Source organism: Amycolatopsis sp. NPDC028719 (assembly GCF_055565395.1).
Window position 1 is genome coordinate 1 of sequence record NZ_JBVHUL010000013.1, and the last position, 16,860, is coordinate 16,860.

Genomic DNA, 16,860 nt, shown 5'->3' on the forward strand with positions numbered 1-16,860 from the left:
CGTGGCCAGGGTGCGGGCCGCGGCCCGTCCGAGGCTCAGCGGTGCCTGGTCGGTGTCCACCGGGTCGGTGACAGTCACAGCGAGAACCACCCAATTCATTTCGTAGGCCGGGATTGCCCAGGACTGGCAACGAAAATCAACATAGCAACGGCCTCCGCGTGCACAATGACACGATCGGGTCCCGACGGAGAACCACCTGTTCGACGCTCGACCATTTCGGACATTGTGCCGCCCTGGACATCACCCGCTGTTCCAAGTCGTCACCCGGTCGGGAAAATTCCTGGCTCGTAAGGGGAATCCGTCGTCGCGGTGGGGAGTGGTACGGGTGCCCCGGCGTCGGTGAACTGCGCCGAACCGGCTATGGTCGCGGCCTGGGTGAGGCCACTCGGATGAATCGAACAATGATCGGTTGTCCGCTCGGAAATGGGTGGCTAACTTGGGCGATCCGGCGGTGAATCCGTCTCATGGGAAAGGACGTGGATGAACATCTTCGTGGCCGGCGGGCTCTGGGTGGCCGGCGCGGCCCTCGTCGGGGGCGTGATCGCGTACCTGGTGCGTCGCTTCGGCTGGGACGAGGGACGGCCGGACAACAACGACGCGGCGGGTCAGGTGTTCACCATCGTCGGCGGGCTGCACGCCGTGCTGGTCGCGTTCGTCCTCATCTCGCTGTTCGACTCGGTCGGCGGCGCGACCCAGGACGCGCAGACCGAAGCGGACAGCCTGATCGCGGCGACGTGGGCGGCCGACGCACTGCCGGCCGAAACGAAGGACCGCGTGCACCAGCTCGCGGTCGCGTACGCGCGGACCGTCGAGCAGCAGGAGTGGCCACGCCTGAGCGACGGCGGTGAAATCCCGGCCACGGGCTGGACGCAGCTGGACCAGATGCGCCAGGCCGTCGCGGCCGCCGAGGTCGACGGCGACTGGCAGATCGACCGCAAGACCGAGGCGAGCAACCAGCTCTGGGCGGTCTACCAGGCCCGCACCCAGCGGCTGAACAACGCGGGCGGCGGCGGGGTCGGGGCGGTCGTCTGGTTCGCGCTGATCCTCGGCAGCCTGATCACGGCGGTCCTGCTGCCCAACCTGTTCGGCGGCACGCGGCTGGCCGCGCACGTCATCATCGTCTCCACCCTGGCCGGCACGATCACGTTGCTGCTGTTCGCCATCTACCAGCTGCAGAACCCGTTCAGCGGGGGCGCGAGGATCTCGCCGGAGGCGTTCACGGGCGCGCTGGAAAGGCTGGCTTGACCGGCAAGAGGGCCCGCTGGGCGGCGATGCTCGGCGTGGCCGCGGCGGTCTCGGCCGTGCTGGCGGCGACGGGCTGGCTCGCGCCCGCGTCGTCTCGCCGTCCGGCGGCCCAGGCCCAGGAGACCTGCACGATCCTGCAGGCGGAGAACGAACGCGACGGCGCGCCGACGACGTTGCGGCTGCTGTCCCTGCCCGACGGCGCGACGAAACGCCTGACCCAGGTGGGATACTGGATCAACGCGATGGGGTACTCCGCCGCGCAGGGCGTGGTGTACGGCGTCGCCGACGGGACGCGCCGCGGCCGGTACGAGCACGGTGCGCACGCGGTGCGCATCGACGCGTCGGGCACGGTGACGGACCTCGGCGTGGTCGGCCGCGCGGGCGCGCAGCGTCCGGTGTGGAGCCAGGTCACCGGAGCGACGGCGGGCGCGATCGCCGGGAACCGCTGGTACGTGCGGCAGGACAGCGATCTGTACACAGTGGACATCGACCCGGCGTCCGCGGACTACGTGCGGGTGGTGCGCCGGACGCCGTTGCGGCCGGTGTCGCTCGCGGTGGGGGTGGACGACTTCGCGTACGACTCGGCGTCGGGCCTGTTGTACGGGGTGTCGACGACGTCGCGCGGGGACGATTCGGTGGTGACGCTGGACCCGTCGACGGGGAAGGTCGCGGTGGTGCCGGGGCTGCGCTTCCCGCGCGGGGGCGCGTACGGGTCGGTGGTGCTGGGGCCGGAAGCGATCTACGCGACCGCGAACCGGGACGGGCACCGGAGCGTGACGTACCGGTTGCCGCGGGACGGTTCGGGCCCGGCGGTGGAAGTGTCGACCGGACCGGCGCTGGTGAGCGGGGACGCGGCCGGGTGCATCGCCGAGGCCGCGCCGCCTCCGCCGCTCCCGCCTCCTCCCACGACCACCTCGGAATCCCCGGCTCCTTCCGTGCCGCCGAATTCGTCTCCGCCTCCGTCGATACCTCCGAATTCGCCGCCACCACCTTCGACGACGCCGACCACACCGGAGCCTCCGCCACCGCCGCGGCCGCTACCGGTCGAGCAGGCGGTGGCGCCGGCCCCGACCCCGGCACCTACCGCGGCCCCGGTGGTCACGCCCACGCCGAGAGCTGTGGAGCCGCCCCCGGCCCCGCCCCCGTCGAAGCGGCACGCCCAGCCGACGGAGAAGCCGGAGCCGGTGGTCGAGGGCACGGCGGTGAAGACGCAGGAGAAACGCCGCTGGGGCCTGACGGCGCTGATCCTGGTCCTGGGCGGCGGCGCAGCGGTGGCCCACGGCCGCCGGCACCGCTGACCCCCGGGTCGTGAGTGGGAAACAGTGTTCTGACCCGGTTTCCCACTCACGACCAGCCGCGGCAGACCCGCTGACCGCAGGGTTGGGCCGTCGCGCCGCAGCTTGGCCGGGATCGCCCCGACCCCGCCGAGGCGATCTGCTCGGGCGGGCAACCGCCGATCCGCCCGGGCGAGGCGACCGCCACACCCTCCGGCGCCACCGTTGACGCCCCGGCCTCCTCGAAGCCAACCCCCCGTCCACTTCGGCCACGAAGACTCCCTCTCCGGCGCGGTCCACGCGCCGGAGAAGGAGAAACGGGATGAAGCGGGTACTGCGCCGTTGGTTACCGAACCGACCACAGTCACGGCCGGATGGCTTTCGTGGCAATGGCACTTACCGCTCGAGGGCCGGCCTGCTTTTGGTCGGTTCAGTAACGCCGGCCCTGGTCGCCGGGGTGCTGGCACTGCCGCTGGCCGCCGGTCCGGCGGAAGCGCACGACCACGGGCCACGGGCCGCGGACGACCACCTCCGCACCCACGCCGGGCGGACCCTGACCGCCGGTCTGCTGGGCAACGACCGCGGCACCGCCGTCGTCCGGCACACCGCCGCCGCGCACGGGAACGTCGACCTCGCCGCCGACGGCACCCTCCGCTACACCCCCGCGCCCGGCTTCACCGGCCGGGATTCCTTCACCTACACCGTTTCCGACGCCGTCAAGCTCTACCCGACCAGCCTGAAACCCCTCGCCACCATCGGCGGTGTCCAGCTCAAGGGTGGCGCGTACGGCTCCGCGCTCACCCCCGTACCCGGCGAAAAGGACGAGTTCTACGGCCTCACCGACCGCGGCCCGAACGTCGACGCCCCCGATGGCGGCAAGATCGAGCCGCTACCGGCGTTCACCCCCGCCATCGGGAAGTTCCGGCTCCGCGCCGGGAAGGCCGTGCTGGAGAAGACCGTCCCGTTGCGCGCCCAGGACGGCACCCCCTACAACGGCCAGGTCAGCCCGCTCGCCGACACCGGCGAGAAGATCGTCGACCTGGCCGGGAACGTCCTGCCGAAGTCGGCGAACGGTTACGACTCCGAAGGCCTCGTCGCGCAGCAGGACGGTACCTTCTGGGTCTCTGACGAGTACGGCCCCTTCCTCACCCACTTCGGCCGCGACGGCCGCGCGCTCGAGCGGCTTTCACCCTTCGACGGCTCGCTGCCCGCCGAGCTCAAGTACCGCGTGCCCAACAAGGGCATGGAAGGCCTCGCGCTGACCCCGGACGGCCGGACGCTCGTCGGCGTCATGCAGTCGGCGCTGCAGCAGCCGGACCTGACGAAGAAGCCGGGCAACGTCACCACGCTGCGGATCGTCACCGTCGACTTGCGCACCCGCGCCACGCACGAGTACCTCTACCTGCTCGACGACCCGGACACCACCGGCACCGCGGTCAGCGAGATCACCGCGCTCTCGGCGACGCGCTTCCTGGTGGACGAGCGCGACGGCAAGATGGAGCCCGGCGCGTACAAGAAGCTCTACGAAATCGACCTGGCCGGTGCCACCGACGTCGGCCCGCGGGCCGCGGGGTACGACGCGCTCAGGGGCGGCCTGCTCGTCGGCGGGAAGAGCATCGACGCCTACGTCGGTAAGGACACCACGGCCGAGGCGACGAAGGAGCTCGCCGCCGCCGGGATCCGGCCGGTGGCCAAGAAGCTGTACCTCGACCTCGGCGCCCTGGTCACCGGCCTGGACCCGAGCGGCGGCTTCTTCGGGCACGACAAGGTCGAGGGCGTCGCGACGACCGATGGCGGCCGCACGGTCGTGATCGGCAACGACAACGACTTCGGCATCGACGGCGTGACGAACGCGGCGCCGCCGTACGCGCTGCACCCGAAGACGCTGCCGGACGGCCGCCAGGACGACGGCGAGTACCTCGTGGTCGACACGACGAAGCTCCCGGCGGCGACGAGCACCGCGACGGTGACGATCGACGTGCGCTAGTACTTGAACTGGTCGACGTTGTCGGCGGTGATGAGCAGTGGATCGCCCAGCAGGACGGTCTTCGACGCGGCGTCGTACTTCACCGCCGGCAACTCCAGGCTCACCTTGTTGAACGCGCTCAGCGGCTTGCCGTCGGCGACCTGCTTCGCCGTCCACGCGGTCAGCCAGCCGAGCGACTCGACGTTCCACAGCACCGACTCCGAGCACGAGCCGTCGAGCAGGAACGGCTTGATCGACTGCGGCGTCCCGACACCGACGGTGAACACCTGTCCGATCTTCTGCTGTTCGCGGACCGCCTTCGCGACGCCGGGCGCGGAAGTCGTGCACTCGCCGACCAGGCCGGTGAGGTCCGGGTGGCGGGTCATCAGCTGCTTGGCCAGGTTCGCCGCGGTGTCCTGGTCCTCACCCGCGTACACGGTCTCGACGACCTGCGCCTTCGGGTAGTGCGTGGCCGTGTACTCCTTCTGGACCGAGATCCAGGTGTTGAGGTTCGCCGCGGCCGGGCCGCACGAGACGATCGCGTACTTGCCGGTGCCGCCGGTCCGCTTCATCAGCGCGTCGGTGAGCGCGGCGCCGATGCCCTCGGCGCTGGCCTGGTTGACGAACACCTCGCGTTGCGTGCCGGGCGCGTCGGTGTCCGATGTGAGCACGTGGATGCCCTTCGCCCGCGCCTCCGCGATGGCCGGGGCGAGCGCGGCGGGGTCGTTCGGCGCGACGACGATGACGTCGAACTTCTGCGCGATGAGCTGGCGCATGATGGTGACCTGCGCGGCGGGGTCGACGGTCTTCGGGCCGACCGTGGACCATTGCACGCCCAGCTGCTTCGCCGCTTCGAGGCCGCCGGCGTTCATCGCCTGGAAGTACGGGATGCCGTCGATCTTGGGCACGAACGCGATCCGCGTCGCAGTCGGCGCGGGGGCGCTGCCCAGCTGTTCCGAGCAGCCGCCGAGCGCGAGCGCCGCACCCAGCAGCAGCGTCGCGACCAGCCGGGACGTCTTCGTCGGCCCTCGCATCCCCACCCATTCCTCAGGACTTTCGAACGGTCTGCGCATGGTGGAGACCAAAGGGGAAGGTAGGGCTCCGCGTAACGGTGGTCAACGGGATGTGCGCAAAGGGTTACGGAAGCGAGTTCTACTCCGTGGGTTTCTGGCGGGATTCGCCTGGTCGGCGGTATCGACCACCGAAAGTAATTGTCATGTGACTAAAAGTCACCGAGGGAGGTGGCGGCCTCCCTTGGCGCCTGCGTCAGACGCCGGAGAGGTCGACGGCGCGGTCCACCTTCTGCCGGTCGAGCACCCGCAGGATGCCTTCCAGCAGGTAGTAGTCGGCGTAGGGGAGCGACACCTCGATGCCGTCCTCGGCCGGCCGGTTGCGGGTGCAGCGCGCGACGCTCGCCTCGGCCCGGGTGGACTTCGTCGTGAGACACGTCTGCGAGATCGCCGAGAGGATGCGCAGCGCGCTGTCCCGGTACTGCGAACGGTGGGTGATCTCCGCGAGGTCGAGCAGACCGCAGGCCATGATGACGCCGGCGGAGGCGTCCTTGATGTCGTTCGGGGCCTGCGGCGCGAGGTAGTCCCACACCGGCACGTGGTCGGGCGTCAGGTGGGCCAGCGCGAAGTCCGCGAGTTTCCGGGCGGTGGCCAGGAACTCGGCGTCACCGGTGCGGCGGTGGATCGTCGTGAACCCGTAGACGCCCCACGCCTGCCCGCGCGACCAGCACGACGCCGGGCTGTAGCCCTGCACGGTGCCGGGCCCGACCGGCGCGCCGGTGACCGGGTCGAAGTCGAAGACGTGCGGGGTCGACCCGTCCGGGCGGACGAAGTTCTCCTGCGCGGTCTTCGCGTGCGCCACGGCGATTTCGAGGTACCGCGGATCGCCCGTCTGCTTGCTCGCGAAGGCCAGCAGATCGAGGTTCATCATCGTGTCCATGATGACGCGGCCCGCGTCCTTCGGGTCGCTCAGCGCACCCCAGGCGCGGATGAACCTCCCGGCCGGGTTGTATCGCTTGATCAGCGACGACGCGGCCTGCACCGCGCCGGCCCGCCACTTGTCGTCCCCGGTGAGCCGCCACGCGGTCACCCACGACGGGTAGAAGAGGAAACCGAGATCGTGCGTACCGGTGTCGTTCTGGCGCGGCGCGAGTTTCTCCGCGGACGCCAGGGCGAGGGTCTTGAATTGTTCGTCGCCGCTGTACAGCCAGGCCAGCCACAACTGGCCGGGCCAGAATCCGCCGACCCAGTCGCCATTCTGCGAATAGGTCCATTTCTCGAACTTCGTGCCGACCGGAAACGCGGTGACGCCGGGGGCGACCGCGCGGAGCTTGGCCACCGCGTAGTCGGCCGCTTGGCGGAGCGTCCGGGTGACGGATGCCTGGTCAAGGGGGGTTGAAGTGCTTGCGGCCGCGGCCGTGGAGGTGCTGGCGCTCGCCGCCACCGCGGCGCCGGCCGCGGTGGTCAGCAGGGTTCTCCGGGTAACGCTCACAGGTGCCCGCCATTCCGTGTGGGGAAATGTTCCAGGTGCCCGGAAGTTTTTCACAACGGAGTGGCGCTTGTACACCCGGCGGATAGTTGTTCACGGTTGTGAATTGATGTCCCGCTCGCCGGGATATCGGCAGGGATGTCATGAACGGCTCTTTCCCCGCGTCCGGTGTCGGGGTCCCGGCGAAGTTGCGTTCAGCAGCCCGGCGTCCGGCCCCGCGATCCGAACGCCGAGCGCTGTGATCGCAGTGAATGACTCATTCCTGGCGCCAGGCGCCAGGAATGAGTCATTCACTGCATCGGGCCCGGATCCGCTGCCAGCGCCCTCCCACGACCCTGGGCCGCAACGTCACATGCGGTGAAGGCGCCCTTCAACCCACGCCTGTCGGTGGATCCGGGTGGGGCGCGGGAAAGGGCGAAGGCCCGGCGGGGGACGCCGGGCCTTCGCTTTTTTCGCGGGGGTGAGGGCAGTCAACCACGCGAACCTCGGGGCTCACTCGAGCCGCTGGTCAGCACAGGGGCGCGACCGGTTCGTCGGAACCCGTCTGCAGGTACGTGTCCGACACGTAGTTGCCCGGGCCGATCCGGTCCCAGATCGTGCTCGTGCCGAACGTGCCGGTGACGCTGTCGCCCAGGACGTAGCACTCGATGTTCACCTTGGCGTAGTTCGCTGCGATGCCCTTGATCGCCGCCGAGGTGCTCGCGCTCGCCCGGACGTTCATCGGGTCGCCCGCGGTCTTCACCGTGCCCGTCGGGCCGGTGCCGGTCCACAGGTACGTGACGTTCACGTAGCCGTTGTCCGACATGCCGAGGCCGTCCCAGAACACGCCGTCGGCGAGGTCGATGCCCGCCGGGTTCTGGACCGTGCGGCCGGAGTCGTCCTTCTTGCCGTTGTAGCCCTGCAGGTACGCGGCCTGCGCTTCGGGCGTGCCCTGCGGAAGGTCCTTGAACTCCGACCGGACCGACGCCGGGTTCCAGTAGTCGTCGCGCTCGTTCCACGGGCCGATCTCCCACACCGGCGCGTACTCGCACTTGCTGCCGTCGGTGCGGCACACCTTCGCGGTGTAGTTGCCGGTGCCCTTGGGGGACACGGACTTGCCCGACGGGAACGAGACGAAGTGGTCGTGGCTGACGATCTGGTGGCCGTTGGCGGTGGTGCCGCCGACGAGCCCTTCGCGGGTGCCGTACACCTTGTAGGTCAGCGGCGTCGTCGCGGCCAGCGCGTTGACCTGCGGAGCGCTGTCCGCGCTGAGCGCGACGCCGCGGACCGACGGGCGGACGCCGTCGGTGGTGCTGTGCAGGCTGACGCGCACCTGCACGGAGCTGACCGTCGTCTTGAACGTGATGCCCGCGGGCGTCCACTCGGTCCAGTCGTCCGCGCCGGTCCGGCCGCGGACGTCGACCTCGACGCTGGTGCCCTTCGGCGCGTCGGCGGTCAGGTCCGCGCTGACGCGGTTGGCCGGCGTGGCCAGCGCGTGCTCGGCGGTGATGAGGCTGCCTTCGCTGCCGGCCACCACCCGCGCGGTTCTGTGCCAGGCGGCGTCGGCCAGCGTCAGCGTTCCGCCGGCGGCGGCGACATTGACGTCATCAGTGTCCACGGTGGACAGATCGGCGGTCCAGGTGGTGTTGATGGCGGCCTCGGCGGGGGCTCCGGCCAGCGCCGTCACCGCCCCGGCGGCCAGAACCGCCGCGGTCACGCGGCCGGCTTTCTTGATCCGGATCATCCCCGGTTCTCCTCTCGCACTCGTTCACTCGAACGTGGCGAAAGACTGGCGGGGCGGCGTACATGATCCGTACAAGCATCAGGCGGAAGCGATGTGCGGCGGCTCCTCCACCGAGGTCACGGGCTCCGGCGGCCGCGACGAAAGCTCGCGCCAGATCGCCAGCGCGCGCTCCGAGTAGTCCCGGGACCGTTCCGGCTGCGACAACGCCCGGTGCAGCTCACCGAGCAGCTGGGACACCTCCGCTTCCGACCGCCGGTCACCGTTCCGGCGGTGCACCGAAAGCGAGTTCACCAGCAGCAGCTGAGCGTGTGCGAAATCGCCGCTGTGCAGGCACAGCTCCCCGAGGTTCTGGTTGGCATAACCGACACAGTGGTCGTCACCCAGTTCGGTGAAGATCGCGATCGCCTGGTCGACGTGCTCGCGGGCCGCGGCCAGGTTGCCCTGGTGCTGGAACAGCAACCCCAGCCGCTTGTACGCGTGCGCCTCGCGGTGGCGGTCGCCGATCGCCGCCGACAGTTCCAGCGCGTCGGTGAACCAGCGCTTCGCCGCCGCGTAGCAGCCGCGCGACATCCAGACCGCGCCCGCGCCGAGACGAGCCACCGCTTCGCCGTTCGGGTCGCCTTCCTCCGCGAACAGCTTCAGCGCCTCGTGACAGTGGTCGAGCGCCAGGCCGTCTTCGCCGTTGATGCGCAGGATCGTGGCCAGCCCGGTCAGCGCGATCGCCACGCCCTGCGCGTCGCCGACCCGCTCGAACAGGGCCTTCGACTCGGCGAACGCCACCCGCGAACCGGCGTACTCGTCCTGGTAGAGCAGGTACTGGCCGAGGTTGCGCTGCACGATCGCCTCCGCGCGCAGCGAACCCGTCCGGCGGGCCGCCGCCAGGGCGATCGTGTGCGTGCTGTGCCAGTCGTCCTGGTGCCCGCGCAGGTCGAAGTACGGCGTCAACGCCGACGCCAGCTGCCAGGCCAGGTCGTCGAAGCCGTGCTCGGCGGCCAGCGAAACCGCCGCGACGCTCGTGTGCCGTTCGGCGGCGAACCACACCGCGGGGTCGTCCGGCAGCACGTGCGCGGGCACCGCCGGCCGCGGCAGCTCCTCGTCGCAGTACATGCCGAAGAAGTGCAGCGGCATCCGGCGCGCGGCTTCGAGTGCCAGCGCCAGGTACCCCTCGAGAACACGCCGAAGCGCCGCGCGCGTCTTCGCCGCGTCACTCTGCTCCGCCAGCTCCACCGCGTACACGCGCAAGAGGTCGTGAAGCCGGTAGCGCGGCTGCCCGGCCGAATCGGACCCGACGAGCTCGACGAGGTGGCCGTCGACCAGCACGTCGAGGACGTCCTCCGCCTCACGGCGGCCCAGCACGGCCGCGACCGCCCACGCCGGGAACTGCACCGGCCCGAGCAGCCCGAGCCCGCGGAACGCCGTGGCCGCCGACATCGGCAGCAGGTCGTAGGACAGCGTCACGCTCGCGCGGACGGCGAGATCGCCGACGCGCAGCTCGTCGAGCCGGCGGCGCTCGTCGCGCAGCCGGTCGGCCAGCAGCCGCAGCGTCCAGCCCGGCCGGTTCGTCAGCTTCGCGCCGGCCACCCGGATCGCCAGCGGCAGGTGCCCGCACTGACGCAGGATCGCCGCGGCGCTCTCCGGTTCGGCGGCCACCCGCTCGGCGCCGACGATGCCCCGCAGCAGCCGCGCGGCTTCGGCCTCGGGCAGGAGGTCGACGTCGACCGGCGTCGCCCCGGGGAGCCCGGGCAGCCGCAGCCGGCTGGTCACCAGCACCGCGCACGCGCCGGCCCCGGGCAGCAGCGGCCGGACCTGGGCGGCGCTGCCGGCGTCGTCGAGCACGATGCACATCCGGCGCCCGGCCAGCCGCGAGCGCAGCAGCGCCGAGCGTTCGGCCGGTTCCCGCGGCAGGCCGGCGTCCGGGATGCCCAGCGCCCGCAGCAGTTCCGCGAGCACGCCCATCGGTGCCCGCGGTGACGACGACGTGCCGGCCAGGTCGACGTGCAGCTGGCCGTCGGGGAAGTCGTCGCGCACGGCGTGCGCGACCCGGACGGCGACCGCCGACTTCCCGACGCCGGGGGCGCCGGAGAGCACGACCACCGCGGGCGTCCCCGAGTCCGCGCGCTCGCGCATCAGGCCGACGACCTCGCGGATGACGTCGTCGCGGCCGGTGAAGTCCGGCAGGTCGAGCGGCAGCTGGCAGACCGGGACGAACTCCGCCGGGCGCCCGGCGGGCACGCTTTCGGTCACGAGCGTCGCGCGCAGCTCCCGCAGCCGGGCGCCCGGTTCGGCGCCGAGCTCCTCGCGCAGCACCCGCTCGGCCGATTCGTACGCCTCGACGGCGTCCGCGGTCCGGCCGGCGGCGCGCAGCGCGACGATCAGCTGTGCCCAGAGCTCTTCGCGCAGCGGGTGTTCGGTGACCAGGCCGCGGAGTTCGGCGACGGCCTCGCCGCCGCGGCCGAGGTCGATCCGCGCCCGCAGGCGCTGTTCCTGCACCGACAGGCGGAGTTCGGCGAGCCGGGCGACGCTCGCGCCCCAGCTGTGGTCGTGCGGGAGTCCTTCGAGGACTTCGCCGCGCCACAGCGCTTCGGCGCGATCGAGCAGCTTGAGAGCGCTTTCGGCGTCGCCTCGATCGAACGCTTCGCGCGCCTCACCGGCCAAGGCCGTGAACGCGAGGTGGTCCAGTTCTTCCGGCGACGCGGTCAGCAGGTAGCCGGAGGCCCGGCTGCTGATCCGGTCGCCGAGGCCGGGATCGGTCTCGGCGAAGCGTCTGCGCAGCGAATGGACGTACGTGCGGATGTTCGCCGCGGCCGAGCGCGGGGCCGATTCCGGCCACAGCACCTCGACCAGCACGTCGGCGGACACGACGACGTTCGGCTGCAGCGCCAGCGCGGCCAGCAGCAGCCGGGGCTTCGGACCGCCGAGCGGGATCACCCGTCCGGAAGCGGTGACCTCCAGCGGACCGAGGACGCGGATGGTAAGCGAGGTGGCCTCAACCTGCCCGATGAGTTCCCCCATAGCCGGATGCTAGGGCGCGTCCGACCTCGCGGGCTAGATCCATTCGGAGTGTCTGCGCACGCCGGGACGCTTTGTACGCGTCGTGTACGAGCCGGGGTCACGCTCCCGCCATGAAGCGTTCGAACCTCCGGCGGATGGCCGGATCAGTGATCGTCCTCGCGACGGTCGGCGCGCTCGCGGTGGGTGGCGCGATCGAGGCGTCCGCCGCGGCGACCGGCACCGTCAAGACCGCCGGCGACCCGCTCAACGTCCGCCGGGCACCCACCGCGGGAGCCACGGCCGTCAAGACCGTCGCGAACGGCGCGTCGGTCACCATCGACTGCCAGATCACCGGTTCCTCGGTGACCGGGACCTACGGCACGAGCACGTTGTGGGACTACGTGCCCGCGCTCGGCGGGTACATCTCGGACACCTACGTCTACACCGGTTCGGACCAGCGGATCGCGCCCGACTGCGGCGTCGGCTCGGGCAGCGGCCAGTGCGCCGACGCCTGCGCGGGCGAAGGGCAGTACCGCTCGTCCGACTCGCACTTCCTGGTCTACGACACGGACGCCGACGGCTACTCCGCCGTCGTCGCGTACTGGCTCAAGGGCGGCGCCGGGCCGTTCTACGTCTGGAACTCCACCGGCGAGGGCACGAAGGTCGACAAGGCCGTCACGGTCCCGCACGGCGGCTGGGTGTTCTACAAGGTCTGCGTCGCCAACTACACGACCGCCAAACCGGACCTGAAGTCCTGCTCCGACGGCATCACCGACTTCGCGGCCTGACCGCGGCTCCCCTTCCCCCGAAAGGCATTTCCGACATGGTTCAGGTCAACCGGCGCAAGGTCCTGCTCGGCGGGCTCGCCGCGGTCACCGCCACCGCGGCGTCGGCGGCGCTGCCGTCCTGGGCGAACGCCCGCACCACGGCGGCCGCCCCCGCCGTCCACGACCCCTTCCAGCTCGGCGTCGCCTCCGGCGATCCGCTTCCCGACAGCGTGGTGCTCTGGACGAGACTCGCGCCCGCGCCGCTCAACGCCGACGGCTACGGCGGCATGCCGGACGCCACCTACGCGGTCGAATGGGAGATCGCGAACGACGAGGCGTTCACCTCGATCGTGCAGAACGGCTCGGTGAACGCGGTCCGCGCGTCCGCGCACAGCGTCCACATCGAACCGGTGGGCCTGCAGCCGGCGCGCGAGTACTTCTACCGCTTCAAGAGCTCCGGCTACATCTCGCCGGTCGGCCGCACGCGCACCGCGCCCGCCGCCGGGGCCACGGTCAACCAGCTCAAGTACTGCTTCACCTCCTGCCAGCACTGGGAGGAGGGCTACTACCACGCGTACAAGGGCGTCGTGGCCGACGATCCGGACCTGGTGCTGTTCCTCGGCGACTACATCTACGAGAAGAAGTCGGGCCGCGCCGCGGCGGAGCGCAACCCGCGCAGCCTCGCCGTCGCCGACGACGCGACCACGCTCGCGCTCTACCGCGCCCGCCACGGGCAGCACAAGACCGACGCCGACCTGCAGGCCGCGCACGCGATCGCGCCGTGGATCGTCGTCTTCGACGACCACGAGGTCATGAACAACTGGAACGGCACCACCTCGCCCGCGCCCGCCGTGCGCAAGGCCGCCGGGTTCCAGGCGTTCTACGAGCACACCCCGATCCGCTCGACCGCGAAGCCGAACGGCTCGTCGATCCAGCTGTACCGGCAGTTCGTCTGGGGCAACCTGGCCCGGTTCCACATGCTCGACACGCGCCAGTACCGCAACGCCCAGGTCGCCGACCCGTCCGGCGACGCCGGCCCGTCCTGCACGGACATGCGCAGCACCTCGCGCAGCATCCTCGGCAGCACGGAGGAAGCCTGGCTGCTCAAGCAGTTCGAGTCGCACCCGGCCACCTGGGACTTCCTCGGCCAGCAGGTCTTCTTCGCCACGCGGGACGGCGACGGCAACAAGGCCACCTGCGAAAGCCCCGACTCCTGGCAGGGCTACGAGGCCTCCCGGAACCGGATCCAGCAGGGCTGGGTCGACCGGAAGGTCGCCAACCCGGTCGTGCTCACCGGCGACGTCCACCGGCACTGGGCCGCCGACCTGCGGCTCGACTACTTCGACCACAGCGACCCGCTCATCGGCTCGGAGCTGGTCACGACGTCGGTGACCAGCAACAGCGACACCGCGAGCCCGCCGAGCGCGGCCTGGCTGGCGAACAACCCGCACGTCAAGTACTGCAAGGGCGAGCGCGGGTACGTCCGCGTCACGACCACGCCGGCGCAGATGCGGGCGGACTTCATGACCACCTCCGACACGAGCGTCTACGACCCGGCGTCGGTCGTGATCAAGAACGACGTCAGCTACGTAGTGCAAGCAGGACGGCCTGGCCTGCAGAAGGCCTGACACCGGGGCGCTACGCTGAGTGACGTGACCGAAGAACTGGGCCTGCGCGAGCGCAAGAAGCTCCGCACGCGGGCGGCGATCTCGACGGCGGCCATCGGGCTCTTCACCGAGCGCGGGTTCGACGCCGTCGGGGTCGCCGAGGTGGCGCGGGTGGCCGAGGTGTCCAAGCGGACCCTCTTCGCCTACTTCCCGACGAAGGAGGACCTGGTGCTGCACCGGTTCGCCGACCACGAGACCGACGCGGCGGACGTCGTCCGCGCCCGGCGGCCCGGGCAGGGCGCCCTGTCGGCGCTGCGGGAGGCGTTCCTGCGGGGGCTCGAAGAGCGGTCGCCGGTCACGGGCCTCTGCGACGAGCCCGCGGTGCTCGAGGTGTTCCGGCTGGTCACCGGCACGCCGGCGCTGGTGGCGCGGCTGGCCGAGTTCACGTCCGCGGGGGAGGCGGCGCTGGCCGAGGCGCTCGCCGAGGCCGGTGTCCCGGCCCTCGACGCCGGGCTGGCCGCCGCGCAGATCGCGGCCGTCCGCCGGACGCTGGCCACGGCGAACATGGACGCGGTCGCGGCCGGCGTCACCGCGGCCCGGCGGCACCCGGAGGCCGTCGCGGCGGCCGAACGGGCGTTCCACCTGCTGACGTCCGGCGTAGGATTCGCTTGAGCCGCCCGGATCATGCCGGATTCATGGTCCGGACCATGACGAACGCACGTTTTCGGCGGGCTCCTCGAAGGTAGACTGCGAAAATCCCGAAAGGACACCGGTGTCCGCCCGGTGTCCCCACCGCTTTCCGTCCACACGAACGCCGGGGGGACCCGCGTCCCACTGGGGGTGGCGCGGGTCCCCCGGGTTACGGTGCCGTCGGGCTTTTCCGGCGATCTTGACACCCCGCTAGCGGGACTCGTACGCTGAGTGTTCCGCCGTCATGCCGAGCGTTTCTCGATTCATGACAAAGGCGGTTCACGGTGAAAAGATTCCTGCTGATCTCCTGCGCGGTCGTGGGACTGGTAGTGGCCGGTTCCGGCGTCGCCACCTCCGCGCCCGGCGGCACCGTCCGTTTCACGTCAGGGAACCGCACGGGCACGTACGACCCGAAGACGGTGACACTCAAGGCGAGCGCGTCCGCGAGTGACCACAGTGGACAGGCGGCGAGCGACGGCGATTACCTGACGTACTTCGACAGCAACAAGACTCTCCCGGTCACCCTCGACTACGACCTCGGGTCGGCGAAGAAGGTCCTTTACCTCGGCGTCAACCAGCGGGAGGACTCGGTCAGCTACGCCCGGTCGGACACCGAACAGTCCGCGCGCATCAAGGCGTACCAGGTGTTCGTGTCGGGCGACGGCAAGAACTGGGGCAGCGCGGTGAAGTCCGGCACGCTCCCGAGTCACCGCGGCGTCCAGTTCGTCGACCTTACCGCGGTGACGGCCAGGTACGTCCGCCTCCGCCTGACAAGCACGTACGCGGCATCGAGCGACAGCACGCGCTACAGGCGGCTCCGCATCGACGAGACCTGGCTGGGCTCGGACTACGCGACGGCGGCGGGCTGAGCGAGGAGGTCCAGGGTCAGCGCCGCGGTCCAGCCGAACGACCGGGCACCGTGTCCGGCCCCGGTCAGCGGGTCGACGTACTCCGCGAAGTCCGTCCGCGCGGCCGTCGAGACGAGGTCGTCACGCAGGTGGCCGGCCAGCGCGTGCTCGCCGTGGCGCAGCAGCCCCTGGCGGACCAGCCAGCCGACGTTGGCCCACGACGGGCCGCGCCAGTAGCGGCCCGGGTCGAAGTCCGGTGCGGTCAGGTCGTGGCTCGGGATGCCGTGCCCGCGCCCGAGCCGGAACCGGGGCCCGGTGGCCGTCGCCAGCAGGGCCGGGGCGGCGGCCAGGTCCGGCAGCAGCAGCGGCAGCAGGCCCGCGCACGTGTGTGCGCGGGTCAGCGAGCCGGTCCGGACGTCGCGGGCGAAGAAGAAGTCCTTGTCCCACAACGTTTCCTGCATTGCCTTCGCGACGCGCGCCGCGGACTCGCGGTGCGTGGCGGCGGCCGCGGGCAGGCCCAGCTCATCGGCGATCTCGGCCAGCGCCAGTTCGGCGTCGGCCAGGATCGCGTTGAAGCCGGGGTCCTCCACGACGAAGTCGCCGAAGTCCTGGTAGCCCCGGTCGCGGTAGTCCGCGGCGAGCCGGACGTACCGGCCGTAGTCCTCGTCGCTCGGCCGGTCGGCGGCGTCGCCGTGCTGCAGGTCGCGGCGGACGAACCCGGCCGACGGCGTGACGCGGGCGAGCGGGCCGTCCCAGGCCGGGCTGTTGTCCATCCCGGACTCCCACGGGTGCACGATCGCCGCCAGCCCGCGCCCGCCGGCGTCCCGCGACACCCGCAGGTACTCGTGCCAGGCCCGCAGCTTCGGGTACAGCGTGGCGAGGAACGTGCGATCGGGCTCGGTCTCGTGCACCGCCAGCACCGCCCGCGCGTGCACCGGCGGCTGGACCAGCCCCGACGTCCGCCGCGCGCGCCAGAAGTCCGGGCCCGGGAAGTACGCCTCGGGCGGGGTGCCGGGGTTGAAGAGGATGTGCGGGACGCGGCCGTCGCGCCACTGCGCGGAGAACAGCGTCAGCAGTTCGCGACGCGCTCGCGCGGGGGACAGGTGCCGCAGGCCGAGTGCGATGAACGCCGAGTCCCAGCTCCACTGGTGCGGGTAGAGCGAGCGCGACGGCACGGTCGACGAGCCGAGCCAGTTGCCGTCCAGGACAGCCGCGGCCCGTCCCCATGTTACGTCCATATGTCCAATCTA

General features: G+C 71.2%; 12 protein-coding genes. 7 read left to right on the top strand and 5 right to left on the bottom strand.

Translation table 11 applies throughout. The features are described from left to right. The first annotated feature begins 480 nt into the window (after positions 1 to 480). From ACZ4TR_RS41760 to ACZ4TR_RS41770, 3 genes are all read left to right on the top strand, one after another. The gene (locus ACZ4TR_RS41760; RefSeq protein WP_465293691.1) at positions 481 to 1,245 is read left to right on the top strand and encodes a bestrophin-like domain; all 765 of its coding nucleotides are present in this window, start codon (positions 481 to 483) and stop codon (positions 1,243 to 1,245) included. Continuing rightward, the gene (locus ACZ4TR_RS41765) at positions 1,242 to 2,543 is read left to right on the top strand and encodes a DUF6923 family protein (protein WP_465293693.1); all 1,302 of its coding nucleotides are present in this window, start codon (positions 1,242 to 1,244) and stop codon (positions 2,541 to 2,543) included. The genes ACZ4TR_RS41760 and ACZ4TR_RS41765 overlap by 4 nt, the downstream gene beginning before the upstream one ends. Positions 2,544 to 2,940: 397 nt before the next feature. After that, the gene (locus tag ACZ4TR_RS41770; protein WP_465293695.1) at positions 2,941 to 4,506 is read left to right on the top strand and encodes an esterase-like activity of phytase family protein; all 1,566 of its coding nucleotides are present in this window, start codon (positions 2,941 to 2,943) and stop codon (positions 4,504 to 4,506) included. Here ACZ4TR_RS41770 and ACZ4TR_RS41775 read toward each other — a convergent pair. From ACZ4TR_RS41775 to ACZ4TR_RS41790, 4 genes are all read right to left on the bottom strand, one after another. After that, on the bottom strand, positions 4,503 to 5,519 hold the full coding sequence (locus tag ACZ4TR_RS41775; RefSeq protein ID WP_465293697.1) for an autoinducer 2 ABC transporter substrate-binding protein: 1,017 nt from the start codon (positions 5,517 to 5,519) through the stop codon (positions 4,503 to 4,505). The two genes, ACZ4TR_RS41770 and ACZ4TR_RS41775, sit on opposite strands and share 4 nt — an antisense overlap. Before the next feature lie 232 nt (positions 5,520 to 5,751). Beyond that, the gene (locus ACZ4TR_RS41780) at positions 5,752 to 6,987 is read right to left on the bottom strand and encodes a glycoside hydrolase family protein (protein WP_465293699.1); all 1,236 of its coding nucleotides are present in this window, start codon (positions 6,985 to 6,987) and stop codon (positions 5,752 to 5,754) included. A gap of 505 nt (positions 6,988 to 7,492) precedes the next feature. Next, positions 7,493 to 8,707, bottom strand: coding sequence for a hypothetical protein (locus ACZ4TR_RS41785; RefSeq protein ID WP_465293701.1), 1,215 nt, complete (start codon positions 8,705 to 8,707; stop codon positions 7,493 to 7,495). A gap of 78 nt (positions 8,708 to 8,785) precedes the next feature. Further along, the gene (locus ACZ4TR_RS41790; protein ID WP_465293703.1) at positions 8,786 to 11,719 is read right to left on the bottom strand and encodes an AfsR/SARP family transcriptional regulator; all 2,934 of its coding nucleotides are present in this window, start codon (positions 11,717 to 11,719) and stop codon (positions 8,786 to 8,788) included. A gap of 110 nt (positions 11,720 to 11,829) precedes the next feature. Here ACZ4TR_RS41790 and ACZ4TR_RS41795 point away from each other — a divergent pair, with 110 nt between their 5' ends. From ACZ4TR_RS41795 to ACZ4TR_RS41810, 4 genes are all read left to right on the top strand, one after another. Then, positions 11,830 to 12,486, top strand: a complete 657-nt coding sequence (locus tag ACZ4TR_RS41795; protein WP_465293705.1) for an SH3 domain-containing protein — start codon at positions 11,830 to 11,832, stop codon at positions 12,484 to 12,486. 35 nt (positions 12,487 to 12,521) lie between these two features. Further along, positions 12,522 to 14,093 carry an alkaline phosphatase D family protein gene (locus ACZ4TR_RS41800; RefSeq protein WP_465293707.1) on the top strand — a complete coding sequence of 524 codons (1,572 nt, stop codon included), beginning with the start codon at positions 12,522 to 12,524 and terminating at the stop codon, positions 14,091 to 14,093. Positions 14,094 to 14,117: 24 nt separating this feature from the next. Then, positions 14,118 to 14,744 carry a TetR family transcriptional regulator gene (locus ACZ4TR_RS41805; protein ID WP_364513460.1) on the top strand — a complete coding sequence of 209 codons (627 nt, stop codon included), beginning with the start codon at positions 14,118 to 14,120 and terminating at the stop codon, positions 14,742 to 14,744. Between the two features lie 302 nt (positions 14,745 to 15,046). Then, the gene (locus ACZ4TR_RS41810) at positions 15,047 to 15,631 is read left to right on the top strand and encodes a discoidin domain-containing protein (RefSeq protein WP_465293709.1); all 585 of its coding nucleotides are present in this window, start codon (positions 15,047 to 15,049) and stop codon (positions 15,629 to 15,631) included. Here ACZ4TR_RS41810 and ACZ4TR_RS41815 read toward each other — a convergent pair. After that, complete coding sequence (locus tag ACZ4TR_RS41815; RefSeq protein ID WP_465293711.1) at positions 15,610 to 16,848, bottom strand: amylo-alpha-1,6-glucosidase; 1,239 nt, start codon at positions 16,846 to 16,848, stop codon at positions 15,610 to 15,612. The two genes, ACZ4TR_RS41810 and ACZ4TR_RS41815, sit on opposite strands and share 22 nt — an antisense overlap. Between the last annotated feature and the right edge of the window lie 12 nt (positions 16,849 to 16,860).

Coding starts and splice junctions, on each gene's coding strand:
- ACZ4TR_RS41760 (WP_465293691.1), top strand. CDS start 481: ATGAACATCTTCGTGGCCGGCGGGCTCTGGGTGGCCGGCGCGGCCCTC.
- ACZ4TR_RS41775 (WP_465293697.1), bottom strand. CDS start 5,519: ATGCGAGGGCCGACGAAGACGTCCCGGCTGGTCGCGACGCTGCTGCTG.
- ACZ4TR_RS41785 (WP_465293701.1), bottom strand. CDS start 8,707: ATGATCCGGATCAAGAAAGCCGGCCGCGTGACCGCGGCGGTTCTGGCC.
- ACZ4TR_RS41790 (WP_465293703.1), bottom strand. CDS start 11,719: ATGGGGGAACTCATCGGGCAGGTTGAGGCCACCTCGCTTACCATCCGC.
- ACZ4TR_RS41795 (WP_465293705.1), top strand. CDS start 11,830: ATGAAGCGTTCGAACCTCCGGCGGATGGCCGGATCAGTGATCGTCCTC.
- ACZ4TR_RS41800 (WP_465293707.1), top strand. CDS start 12,522: ATGGTTCAGGTCAACCGGCGCAAGGTCCTGCTCGGCGGGCTCGCCGCG.
- ACZ4TR_RS41815 (WP_465293711.1), bottom strand. CDS start 16,848: ATGGACGTAACATGGGGACGGGCCGCGGCTGTCCTGGACGGCAACTGG.